This is a genomic window from Staphylococcus sp. AS1337, from assembly GCF_051408735.1.
Taxonomy (GTDB): domain Bacteria; phylum Bacillota; class Bacilli; order Staphylococcales; family Staphylococcaceae; genus Staphylococcus; species Staphylococcus xylosus_B.
In genome coordinates this window covers 274,847-287,594 of record NZ_JBOIHZ010000002.1, presented here as the reverse complement: position 1 = coordinate 287,594, position 12,748 = coordinate 274,847, and the positions used below count along the sequence as shown (strand labels likewise).

Below are 12,748 nucleotides of genomic sequence, written 5' to 3'. Positions count from 1 at the left end.
ACATAAGTTATAATGAAACTTATTTTCAATTTTTGCGTTATTAAAATTTCTAATAAAATTAATTTGTAGCTTATTATTGAAAGTCAAAACACTACATTTATAATATAATATTTTAGGCTGAAACATATATTTTGTGTCTCAGCCTAAAATATTATCAACTTTATTGAGTTGTAAGTTAATTAGTAGATACTTGTATGCTCAATTGAATATTGTTCGATACGTGTTTTTACGAAGTTCATAAATCTACCTGCTTGTAAGCCATCTAAAATACGATGATCGATAGATATACATAAGTTAACCATGTTTCGTATTGCAATCATATCATCAATAACTACTGGTTTTTTAATCACAGATTCAATCTGCAGTATTGCTGCTTGAGGATGATTAATTATACCCATAGAAGATACTGAGCCAAACGTACCTGTATTATTTACGGTAAACGTACCACCTTGCATATCTTCTGAGCGTAATTTCTTGTTACGTGCTTTTTGCGCTAATTCGTTAATTTCTCGAGCGATACCTTTAATTGACTTTTCATCAGCATTTTTAATTACAGGCACGTATAATTTATCTTCGTCTGCAACTGCTATAGAGATATTAACATCTTTATGCATTACTATCTCAGAATCTTGCCAACTACTATTTAATAATGGATAAGCTTTTAATCCTTCAGCAACTGCTTTAACGAAAAATGCAAAGAACGTGAGGTTATAGCCTTCACTTTCTTTAAAGCTATTCTTATGATAATTACGTGTTTTAACTAAGTTAGTTGCATCTGCTTCTACCATCATCCAAGCGTGGGGAATTTCGTTAACACTGTTCACCATATTTTGAGCTATTTGTTTACGTACGCCATTAACTGGTATTGATGAACCTGGTGATGGATCATTATACGCTGATTGTTGTGAGACTTTAGGAGAATCTTTTGGCGCTACAATTGTAGAAGGTGCTTTGCTTATACCTTCTTTAATAACTTTCTCTATATCTTTCTTTGTTACACGACCTTCAAAGCCTGTGCCTACAACTTGATCTAAATCAATTTGGTTTTCAGATGCTAATTTGAAGACGACTGGTGAATAACGGCCATTGTTTTTAGGCCCATGTGCATTAGTATTAGCAGCAGTTGAAACTGAATCATTTTGGATGTTATTATCACCTGTTGACTGCTTGTTTTGTAACTCTTTTTTGACATCTTCAGATTGATTATTAGTCGATTGTTCTTGTTCAGTTTCATTTTGTTCGTCACCAGTATCTAATAGACAAATAATTTCATCTACAGCTATAGTATCGCCTTCTTCAACTTTTATCTCAGTAATTGTACCTGCATAAGAAGAAGGTACTTCTGCAGTGACTTTATCTGTAATTACTTCACATAATGGATCATATTCTTCAACTTTATCCCCTACTGAGACAAGCCACTGTTCTATAGTTCCTTCATGAACACTTTCACCGAGTTTAGGCATTTTTATTTCCATGTTTGTGCCTCCTTAGAATTCTGCGAGTTCACGCATTTTAATTTTTATTTTATCTGGATTAATCATAAACTCGTCTTCGAGTGTCGGTGCAAATGGCATCGCTGGAACATCAGGACCTGCGAGTCTCATTATTGGGGCATCTAAGTCGAACAGACAGTTTTCTGCAATTATAGCAGCTACTTCAGACATAACACTACCTTCTAAATTATCTTCGGTAACTAATAAAACTTTACCTGTTAGTTTTGCTCTTTCAATAATTGTTTGTTTATCTAATGGGTATACTGTACGTAAATCAACAACTTCTACATTAATGCCATCTTCTGAGAGCATATCGGCTGCTTGAATACAATAATTTACACATAGTCCATAAGTAAATACAGTAATATCGTCGCCTTCACGCTTAACATCAGCTTTACCAATTGGCACTGTATAATACGATTCCGGCACTTCTTCTTTAAGTAAGCGATAAGCTTTTTTATGTTCGAAATATAATACTGGGTCATTTGATTCGATTGAAGCTAATAATAAGCCTTTCGCATCATATGGCGTGGATGGAATAACAATTGTGAGTCCTGGTGTATTTGCAAATACAGATTCCACGCTTTGAGAGTGATAAAGTGCACCGTGAATGCCGCCTCCAAATGGAGAGCGGATCGTAATTGGACAATGAAAATCATTATTTGAACGATATCTCATTTTAGCTGCTTCGCTCATGATTTGATTTGTTGCAGGTAGAATATATTCGGCAAATTGTATTTCTGCTACAGGACGTTTACCTAACATTGCTGCGCCAATACTTGTGCCTACGATGTTAGACTCTGCTAGTGGAGTATCTAAAACACGTGCTTCACCATATTTTTGTTGTAAACCTAAAGTGACACCAAATACGCCACCTTTTTTACCGACGTCTTCACCTAATACAAATACGTCGTCGTCCTTTTCCATTGCTTGGTCGAGTCCTTGTTGGATTGCTTCTAAGTAACTTAATTTAGGCATTGTCTAAACTCCCTTCTTCATAAACATGTGTATATGTTTCTTCTGGAGACGGATAAGGTGCTTTTTCGGCTTCTTTAGTTGCTTGGTTTATAATTTCTTTATGTTCACTTTCAACTTTTTCTAACCATTGTTCATTTATAATGCCTTCGTCAAGAAGAAATGTTTTAAATTTAAGATTACAGTCTAATGATTTCAATTCTTCACGTTCTTCTTTCGTACGATATTTATCATCATCATCTGAAGAATGGGCTGTCAATCTTGTACACATAGCTTCAATCAATGTAGAACCTCCACCATTTAATGCACGATCTCTAGCCTCTTTCATAACTTTATACATTGCAATTGGATCGTTGCCGTCTACATGTTCACCATGCATACCGTAACCAATAGCACGGTCTGACAATTTTTCAGCACCATATTGTAGCGAATCTGGAACAGAAATAGCATATTTATTATTTTCAATTACACAAACAAATGGTAGTTTATGTACACCTGCAAAGTTTAATCCTTCGTGAAAATCACCTTGGTTAGAACTACCTTCACCAACTGTAGCCATAGCAATATTTGGTTTATTATCCATTTTCAACGCTAATGCTGCCCCAACACCATGTACGATTTGTGTACCAACTGGTGAACTTTGAGATAAAATTCCTTTTTCACGTTTACTAAAATGAGATGGCATTTGCTTTCCACCTGAACTAATATCATCACGTTTACCAAATGCTGCTAACATTGAGTCTAAAGCTGTCATGCCCATATAGGTAACAAACGCTAAATCTCTATAATAAGGTGAAGAAATATCTCCTTCTTGCATAGCATACGCCATACCTATTTGAGTAGCCTCCTGTCCTTGACAACTTATAACAAACGGGATTTTACCTGCACGGTTTAATAGCCACATACGTTCATCTATTTTACGCCCTAAATCCATCCATTTATACATTGCTTTTAAATCAGACTCTTCTAGTCCAACTGATTTATAATCAAACATCTTATTTCCTCCTAAATTAAACGTGAATCGATCTGTTCTCAACCTTCAACCCTAATTCCATCAACACTTCAGATAGTGATGGGTGTGCATGTGTTGTTAGGCCGAGTTCTAAAGTTGAACCATTCATAAATTGGAATAGTGACACTTCGTTAATTAATTCTGTGACATGAGGACCAATTATATTAAGTCCTAACACAGTATCTTGTTCTTGATCGATTATAACTTCACAAAAGCCACTTTGATTAGTGGTGTTTTCAATAACTGCTTTACCAATCGCTTTGAAAGGTACTTTAACTGCTTTTGCTTTAATGTTTTCAGATTTAGCTTGGTCCATATTCAGTCCAATACTTGCCACTTCAGGTTGAGTATAAACGCATTTCGGCATTTTATTGTAATCAATTGGAAGTGGTGACTGATCAAACATATGTTCAATTGCAATAATGCCTTCTTTAGAGCCAACATGTGCCAATTGTAAATTACCGATGCAATCACCCGCTGCATAGATATGTTTATCATCAGTTTGCTGATATTCATTAACACTGATATGCTTTTTATCTGTTAATTGTATCTTTGTATTATTTAATCCAATATCTTCGGTATTAGGCAGTCTGCCAATAGAAATCAATGATTTTTCAAATTTTATTATTTCGTCATTTAATGTGATATTAATATGATCTTCGTCGACTGTTATATCAGACTCAGATAATTGTGTATTTTCATAAAATGTGACGCCTCTATCAGTTAATTCATTTCTTAAAGTCTTGGCAATCATTTTACTTTCAGTAGGTAAAATACGTGAGCCGGCTTCAATTACAGTTACATCGACGCCAAAATCAGTCATCAGTGAAGCAAACTCTAAACCGATAACACCACCACCAATAATAGCTAGGTTATTTGGCAATTGTTCCATTTGCAAGATATCATCACTGGACAGCACAACTTTATGGTCAAACGGTAAAAAAGGTAATGACATAGGTTGTGATCCTGTAGTTATAAGAACATTATTATTAGGGATTAATTCAGATTCACCATCTTCGTATTCTACAGAAATCGTACCACTTTGTGGCGAGAATATAGAAGGACCTAATATCCTGCCTGTCCCATTAAATACATCGATACTGTTATGCTCCATTAAATGGTTAACACCACTAAACATTTGGCTTACTACTTCGTTTTTTCTTTCTTGTATTCGCGCAAAATTTAATTTAAATCCATCAACGTCCACACCAAAATTAGTTGCGTTTGTAATTGTACGCATAACTTCTGCAGATTTTAACAATGCTTTTGTCGGAATGCATCCTTTATGTAAACAAGTTCCACCTAGTAACGATTTTTCTACTAGCGCAACTTTCTTTCCTAATTGTGAAGCTCTTATTGCAGATACATAACCCGCAGTACCTCCTCCAAGAATGACTAAATCATATTTTTCTTCTGACATATTAATACTCCTAACTATAAGCTTTAACCTTTTCTTTTCCGTCTAGTACGTTTGATGTACGTAATGCCAATGTATCCATTTCTTTTTCTCCTGGATAAATTGTTACAGGCGCAATCCAATCAACGAATGATATTATTTTTTGTACTAATAACTTATTGTAGCTTAAACCGCCCGTTAAAATAATTTGATCTACCTGTCCGCGAAAAATAATTGACCGAGCTCCAATAGCATTAGAAACTTGATATGCTAATGCATCAAACGCTAATTTGACTTCGGAGTTTGAATCATATTTATCCGATAATAATTTTAAATCATTTGTTTTGAACATACTAATGAAACCACCTCTTTTACTTAAAAAGTGATTCATCTCCTCAGGTGTGAAATTATGTTTGTATCCAAATTCATAGAGTTGGTCATTGGGTAAAGAACCGGCACGCTCTGGACTAAAAGGACCTTCTCCTAACAATCCATCGTTCACATCTACTACTTGCCCGTTTTTATGTGCGCCAATCGTTATACCACCACCCATATGCGCAACGATAACATTTACATCTTCGTATGCTTGTTGAATAGAGGATGCATATAATCTAGCAACAGCCTTTTGATTTAATGCATGAAATATACTACGACGTTTAATATTCTTTAAACCTGTAACTTTTGCAATATCGAATAATTCGTCAACAACGACTGGATCGATTATAAAAGCTGGAATGTTCATCTCTATTCCTAATTCATAACCAATCATACCACTCAGGTTAGATGCGTGTACACCATATTTAAATGCTTTAAGGTCCTCATACATTTCATTATTTATATGATAAACGCCACCTTGCATTGGCTTTAACAATCCACCTCTACATGCGATCGCCTCAAAATTTTTAATTGTGTAATCTGATGTAAGGTTTAATGAATATATAATCTCTTTAAGTCTTAATGGCTTTTGTTCCAATAATGATATATTAGTAAGTTGTATATCATGTCGAATCGTGTCATACCACATACACTGATGTGCTTCATATACTGCAATTTTTGATGATGTACTACCTAAATTTAAAACTAGAATTCTAGTCATTGTTGCACCTTCTTCTTGAAAATAACATAACTTTTGTATGTTAAGCCTTATTACTTAAAATCAATTATGACAAATAGTTGGATACTATGTACCACTAGCTGATTAATTGTATTTATAAATTATATTATCTACTTATATATTACATCAATTTCTTACATTATAAAATTAATAACCTATTTCTGAAATTGATTTTATAAATGGGAATGTAAAGAAATTTGCTTAATAAAATTTATTTTATTAAGATATTCGAGATAGTTACAGCCCTTATAATTAAATGTTTTGAGTAACTTATTACATTCCGCAACTAATTTATTAATTTAATATTTTCAATGCTAATAATAATGAATCTAGTTTATTTTGTTTCGTGTCTGTCCTTGAAGTCAATACAATCGGGAATTTTGCTCCTAAGACTAAACTAGCTACACGTGCACCTGCAAAATAAGTGAAAGATTTGTATAGTGCATTGCCAACATCTATATGTGGCACCAATAATGCATCTACATCGCCTGCTACGTGTGACTTGATATTTTTTTTAATAACACTTTCCATATTAATTGCGTTATCGAAAGCTAATGGACCATCAACATATAAATAATCAGACGTCGTTCTACTAAATATGTTCTTGAGCTTTTCAGCATCTGTAGATGACAAGATTTTCTTAGTAGGCTTTTCAACGGATGAAAGAATACCAACTTTAAACTGATTATAGCCAAGTGCTTTAGAAAATTCAGTTAAATTATTAATAATTTGTTTCTTTTCTTCAACAGAAGGATTAATGTTTAATGCTACATCACTTAACATTAATGTTTTATGATAATTTGACACGTTAAAACATGCAACATGATTTAAGAAACCATGCTTAGCAATAAAATTTTTATTACTCAGTACAAAGGATAATAAGGTTGATGACATCAAATTACCTTTAACTAAAACTGATACTTTACCAGAAGACAAATCATCAGCACATTGTTTAAAGAGTTCATTGTTGTTACTAAAATTAAGAATATGAATTCTATTGAGTAGTTGTGGATCCATATCGAATGAGCGAATTATCTCTGTTGGATCTTGTGTGTCATATAAATATACATCAATCTCTGTCAAAACGAGTGCTTTCATGATAACGGATAACATTTTCTCATTATTTGCATATAAAATAGCAACATTACCTTTTAAATTATATGAAGAATCAATTAAATGTTGATATTGCATAAAAAATCAACACCTTTCTCAATTTTATGAAGTGACTATATTTGATAACACTAAAAATAATTATTGAAAATGTACATCGTTAGGCATGTTGATTTTGTTCTATCATTTCTTTAGCATTTTGACGTGTGATATCAGTTACACTAGCTCCTGAAATCATCCTTGCTATTTCATCTATACGTTCTGAGCCTGAAAGCTCTTGGACGTGTGTTGTAGTACGGTCATCTACTGAATCTTTACTGATAAACAGATGATGATCGCTCATTGATGCTACTTGTGGCAAATGGGAGATACAAATTACTTGAATATGCTTAGCTAATCCTTTCATTTTTTCAGCCATTTTTTGTGCAGCTTGTCCTGAAACTCCAGAATCCACCTCATCGAATAATATTGCAGTTTGTCCTCGTGTTTTAACGAAAATAGTTTTAAGGGCAAGCATTATACGTGATAATTCCCCACCAGATGCAATTTTATTTAAACTTTTAAGCGGTTCTCCCTTATTAGGGCTGATTAAAAATTCTACAAATTCAATGCCTTCTCGACTTGGAACATCTAAAGGTTTAAATGAAATTTCTAAATTAGCATCTTTCATTTGTAAATTTTGAATTTCATCCACGATATGATCACGCAGAGTTTGTGCCACAATTCTACGTTCACGGGATAATTCTGTACCTAGTTTGATTACATCTTCATATAATCTTTCAATTTCTTGTCTTAACTGTGAAGTGCTTTCTTCGTAGTTTTCAATTTTATTAATTTCATTTTCTAATTTATCTTGATATTTAATTAATTCAGTAATATCTTTACCATATTTTCTTTTCAAATCATTCAGTACATTCATTCTAGCTTCAAGTTCATTTAAGTAGTGCTCATCAAATTCAGTATTGGTCAATTCATCATACAACTGATGTTTAGCATCTTCTAAAGTATAATAAAATTGATCGACCTCTTCTTTAAGCGCGTCATATTTTTCCGGTAATATTTCACTTATTGATTGCAATTGATTGCTCAATTCATATAAGCGATCTGTAATAGCATGCTCATCTGTTAAAGTAAGATGAGCATTATTTAGAGCTAAACTTAGATTTTCTGAATTTTGTATACGCTTTATGTCTGATTCGAGTTGTGAAACTTCACCGTCAACCAAGTTTGCTTCTTGTATTTCTTCAAACTGGAATTTAAGTAAATCTAGACGTTGTAATAAGGCTTGATCGGCAGATTCTAAATCTTCAAGTTCTTTCTTTTTAGCTTTATATTGATCATAAGTGGTAACGTATTGTTCAAGTAAATTTTTGTATTGATTTTCAGCATAGTTGTCGAGTAATTGTAGATGATATTTTTGCTTTAATAAAGTTTGTGTTTCATGTTGCCCGTGGATATCTAACAACTCTTGCATAATTTTACGTAAATCTTGCAATGTGACTATTTGATTATTAACCCTACAAATACTTTTACCTGTGCTGAAAATTTCTCTTTTAACTAATAAAAAATCTTCATCTATGTCGATGTCTAAAGCTTCAAGTATCGAAATGGCTTCCTTACTTTCATCAATATCAAATATACCTTCAATAATAGCTTTTTTCTCACCATGTCTCACATAATTTGATGATGCGCGCATACCAATCAGTTGTCCAATGGCATCGATAATAATTGATTTACCTGCGCCAGTTTCACCACTTAACACTGTTAATCCATCACCAAAGTGAACTTCTAGTTCATCAATGATAGCAAATTGTTTAATAGATAAAGTCTGTAGCATCCTTTTAAACACTTCCTTATACTTATAATAAATTAAAGATGCGCGTTTTGATTTTTTCACTTGCTAACTCATCTCTACAGATAATTAAGCAAGTATCATCACCACAAATAGTACCTAAAACTTCCTCCCAATCAATTTGATCTAAGATTGCACCGATTGATTGAGCATTTCCTGGTAATGTCTTTAGAACTAATAAGTTACCTGTGCCATCTATATTTACAAATGAATCCATTAAATAACGGCCTAGTTTTTCAAGAGGATGATATTTTCTATCATTAGGCAAACTATAAACATACTGTCCTGTTGGCGTGGGGACTTTAATTAATTGTAATTCTTTGATATCTCTAGAAACTGTAGCTTGAGTGACGTTTAATTCATACTCATTTAATCTTTTTACTAATTCATCTTGTGTTTCGATTTTTTCGTTTGAAATTATTTCTCTAATTTTAATATGTCTTACTGATTTTTTAGCCATGTATAGCACCTCTATAAACGAATATTTATACATTTATTTTAACACATGCATATAAATACTACTACTAAAGATAGTTGGAATTTTACTTATGTGAAAACGATAACTCTGCATATCAAAGGTAAAATCACAACTTAAAGTATATTTGAATGGTTGCTAAATCATGGTGAATATTATGAATGCGATGAATAATTATTGAATAGTATGTGATTTCTAATAAATAAAAATCGTCCTTGTTTTCAAAATAAAGTTTAATAACCTAATCTACGAAGTATATATTGTACATTTTTCATAATAAAAAGAGAGCGGGAACAGAAATCAAAATTAGATAAGTGATTTCGTATTCTCGCCCTCTACAAGAATGCATTAAGATTCGCGATTGTTAAATAACTCAATAATATAAGTCAAATTTTCTGTATTGTACTGATCTGGTAATTGATTTAGACATTCGTAGGCTTCTTGTGTATGATATGTCATTTTATCTTCGGCACCTTGTTGTCCTAATAGTGATACATATGTACTTTTATCATTATCAATATCGCTGCCTACAGCTTTACCTAATTTCGCTTCGTCACCATATACATCTAACAAATCATCTTTGATTTGAAACATTAATCCTAAATGCTCGCTAAATGATTCTAATGAATTGGCAACACTTTGTTCTGGTTTAGCAATATCTACTGCAGCCATCACTGCAAATTTAAGTAACGCACCTGTTTTAGCGTTGTGAATTTGTTCGAGTGTGTCGATATTCACTTCGGCACCTTCGCCTTCACTTTGCATATCAAGAGTTTGTCCTCCAACCATACCCAAATGACCACTAGCAAAAGCTAAACGTTTAATTAACTTGATTTTAGCAGTATCATCAACTGCTTCATCATTAACAATCATATCAAATGCTTTGGTTAGAAGTGCGTCGCCAGCTAAGATTGCTTTCCACTCACCAAACACTTTATGATTTGTAAGCTTGCCTCTGCGATAATCATCATTATCCATTGGTGGTAAATCATCGTGTATTAAAGAATAGGTATGGATCATTTCTAAACCAAGTGCCGAAGAAAGTCCAGCTTTATAATCACTAGATAACATCTCTAAAGTTAATAGTAATAACACTGGTCTAATTCGCTTACCACCAGCTTCTAATGAGTAACGCATACTTTCTTCTAAATTTGTGTTTAAATCTGAATTCGGGATCGTCTCGGATAATAGTTGGTTAACTTCCGCTGTCAAGTTTTCCATCTTTTTATTCATTTTCAGTATCTTCCTTCACGACATCGTCATTATTATCAGTATGCTCATCTGCCATTAATTCGTTGACTTTCTTTTCAGCGTCTTTTAACGTTTCATCGCAAGTTGCTGATAATTTCATACCACGTTGATATAAGTTCAGAGATTCTTCTAATGATACATTTTCGTTATCAAGTTTTTGCACTATATTTTCTAACTCTTTCATCATTTCCTCGAAACTTTGTGTATTACTATTACTCATCATTACACCTTACCTTCTTAACTTGAGCATCAACAACGCCATCTTTCATTGTTAATACTATGTTGTCGTTCTCAGCTAAATCACTAGTACTTGTAATAACATTGTCATCCTTGTTAACGATTGTATAACCACGCAACATCGTATTTGTCGGACTCAAATTATTAAGACTTTCTAATTTTCTAGCTAGATTATTTTTTTGATTTTGAATAAAATTATTCATAACTTTATTTAAATCATCACGCTTTTGAGCATTTGTTAGTTGTTCTCTATTTATATTTTGTTTAAAACCTTTAAGGTTAAACTTATTCAACAATAATTGTAATTGTTGTTGATGATTTTTGATTGCTAAATTCATCGACAGGTTAAGTTGCTTTTCTAAATCATCTCGTTTTTGAATCTGTTGATCATACAATAATGTTGGCGTTTGAAATTTATAATACGATGATACATGTTCTAAATGCTTTCTTTGTTGCTGTAAATGTTGTTTTATAAAACGGGTAAGCGACAAATTGGTTTGTTGTAAGTATTGACGTAATTCAAATTGATCTGGTGTAGCCATAACCGCTGCTTGTGTAGGTGTAGCTGCACGAACATCTGCAACAAAATCACTAAGCGTAAAATCCGTTTCATGACCAACTGCTGAAATAATAGGTGTAGTACATGTGTATATTGCTTTAACTACATCCTCTTCATTAAAGTTCCATAAGTCCTCAATAGAACCTCCGCCTCGTCCAATAATTATAGTATCTACACCCATGACATCAGCATGTTGTATATTTTTTATAATATCGTTTTTCGCTTGTTCACCTTGTACTAGCGTATTGATTTGTATTTGTTCTGCTAAAGGATATCTACTGTTGATTGTAGTGTGAATATCTCTAATGGCTGCACCTGTGCCTGCTGTTAACACTGCAATCTTCTTGGGAAACTTAGGTATAGGTTTCTTGTTGCTTTGATCAAAATAACCATCTTTAGTAAGTTTCTTCTTCAGCTGTTCTAATCTTTGATATAGATTACCAACACCATCTAAATGCATTTTATTGACATAAATTTGATAGTTCCCACGGCGTTCATATACCGACACACGTGCTTCTAAAAGTACCTCGTCACCTTCTTTAGGGTCAAAATCAATTTTCGAAGCATTGCCTTTAAACATCATGGCGCTAATAACACTATTGTTGTCTTTGACGTTAAAATAGAGATGCCCACTACTATGTTTTTTAAAATTAGAAAGTTCTCCTTTAATCAACACAGATTGTAAATGTGGGTCTTGATCAAATTTATATTTTATATATTTTGTAAGTGTAGAAACACTTAAATATTCTGCCATGTTATATCACTCTTTTATTCAATATTGCTCAATACACCATTTATAAATTTATAATGATCATCATCACTGAATTGTTTTGCTAATTCCACAGCTTCATTGATGATTACTTTTTGTGGTGTTGAACTATTTAACAATTCATAAGTAGACATTCTTAAAATAATGCGATCAGATTTTAGTAATCTATCTAAAGTCCAATCTTTTAAGTGTGGTTGAATTTTCTCATCTAAGACTGATTCATGATCTTTTACACCAGTTACTAGCCAGTTGATAAAATCAAATTCTAAATCAGGGTTATCATCTTTAATAAAACTTATCGCTTCATCAATAGTTAATTCATTATTTTTCATTTCAAGCTGAAATAGAGTTTGAAAAGCTTGTGTTCTCGATTCTTTACGACTCATTATAAACTCCCTTAAGCATAGTGTTATTTGTAAATCATTTGTGCATAGAAATATGATACGTTTTAAAAACAAACGATTATTTCAGTTGTACACAAAATGTATTTATAAAGTAAATTTGC

12 protein-coding genes are annotated in these 12,748 nt (G+C 32.7%); all 12 read right to left on the bottom strand.

What is annotated here, in order from left to right:
• Positions 1 to 179 precede the first annotated feature (179 nt).
• The 12 genes from ACSUE0_RS04120 to nusB all read right to left on the bottom strand — a co-directional run bounded on the left by ACSUE0_RS04120 (position 180) and on the right by nusB (position 12,629).
• Positions 180 to 1,475 (bottom strand): dihydrolipoamide acetyltransferase family protein, encoded by a 1,296-nt coding sequence (locus ACSUE0_RS04120; RefSeq protein WP_119613882.1) that lies wholly within the window; start codon positions 1,473 to 1,475, stop codon positions 180 to 182.
• 12 nt (positions 1,476 to 1,487) lie between these two features.
• Positions 1,488 to 2,471 (bottom strand): alpha-ketoacid dehydrogenase subunit beta, encoded by a 984-nt coding sequence (locus ACSUE0_RS04115; RefSeq protein ID WP_119613881.1) that lies wholly within the window; start codon positions 2,469 to 2,471, stop codon positions 1,488 to 1,490.
• Positions 2,464 to 3,462 carry a thiamine pyrophosphate-dependent dehydrogenase E1 component subunit alpha gene (locus ACSUE0_RS04110; RefSeq protein WP_119613880.1) on the bottom strand — a complete coding sequence of 333 codons (999 nt, stop codon included), beginning with the start codon at positions 3,460 to 3,462 and terminating at the stop codon, positions 2,464 to 2,466. The genes ACSUE0_RS04115 and ACSUE0_RS04110 overlap by 8 nt, the downstream gene beginning before the upstream one ends.
• A 16-nt stretch (positions 3,463 to 3,478) precedes the next feature.
• Positions 3,479 to 4,900, bottom strand: coding sequence for a dihydrolipoyl dehydrogenase (lpdA, locus tag ACSUE0_RS04105; RefSeq protein ID WP_436956207.1), 1,422 nt, complete (start codon positions 4,898 to 4,900; stop codon positions 3,479 to 3,481).
• Between the two features lie 10 nt (positions 4,901 to 4,910).
• Entirely contained in the window at positions 4,911 to 5,972 is a 1,062-nt protein-coding gene (buk, locus tag ACSUE0_RS04100) for a butyrate kinase (RefSeq protein WP_436956205.1), read from the bottom strand.
• Positions 5,973 to 6,284: 312 nt separating this feature from the next.
• Positions 6,285 to 7,181, bottom strand: coding sequence for a phosphate acyltransferase (locus ACSUE0_RS04095; protein WP_436956203.1), 897 nt, complete (start codon positions 7,179 to 7,181; stop codon positions 6,285 to 6,287).
• A 79-nt stretch (positions 7,182 to 7,260) separates the two neighbouring features.
• Positions 7,261 to 8,937, bottom strand: a complete 1,677-nt coding sequence (gene recN, locus ACSUE0_RS04090) for a DNA repair protein RecN (protein ID WP_119613876.1) — start codon at positions 8,935 to 8,937, stop codon at positions 7,261 to 7,263.
• 22 nt (positions 8,938 to 8,959) lie between these two features.
• A complete protein-coding gene (ahrC, locus tag ACSUE0_RS04085; RefSeq protein ID WP_017724556.1) occupies positions 8,960 to 9,412 on the bottom strand; it encodes a transcriptional regulator AhrC/ArgR in 453 nt (150 codons plus the stop codon).
• Positions 9,413 to 9,775: 363 nt separating this feature from the next.
• Positions 9,776 to 10,660, bottom strand: coding sequence for a polyprenyl synthetase family protein (locus ACSUE0_RS04080; protein WP_182475186.1), 885 nt, complete (start codon positions 10,658 to 10,660; stop codon positions 9,776 to 9,778).
• Positions 10,653 to 10,898 (bottom strand): exodeoxyribonuclease VII small subunit, encoded by a 246-nt coding sequence (locus tag ACSUE0_RS04075; RefSeq protein WP_119615066.1) that lies wholly within the window; start codon positions 10,896 to 10,898, stop codon positions 10,653 to 10,655. Before ACSUE0_RS04075 ends, ACSUE0_RS04080 begins: the two co-directional genes overlap by 8 nt.
• Positions 10,891 to 12,228 (bottom strand): exodeoxyribonuclease VII large subunit, encoded by a 1,338-nt coding sequence (gene xseA, locus ACSUE0_RS04070; RefSeq protein ID WP_436956200.1) that lies wholly within the window; start codon positions 12,226 to 12,228, stop codon positions 10,891 to 10,893. The genes ACSUE0_RS04075 and xseA overlap by 8 nt, the downstream gene beginning before the upstream one ends.
• 14 nt (positions 12,229 to 12,242) lie before the next feature.
• Positions 12,243 to 12,629: a transcription antitermination factor NusB gene (gene nusB, locus ACSUE0_RS04065; RefSeq protein ID WP_017724560.1), complete on the bottom strand. Its 387-nt coding sequence runs from the start codon at positions 12,627 to 12,629 to the stop codon at positions 12,243 to 12,245.
• Between the last annotated feature and the right edge of the window lie 119 nt (positions 12,630 to 12,748).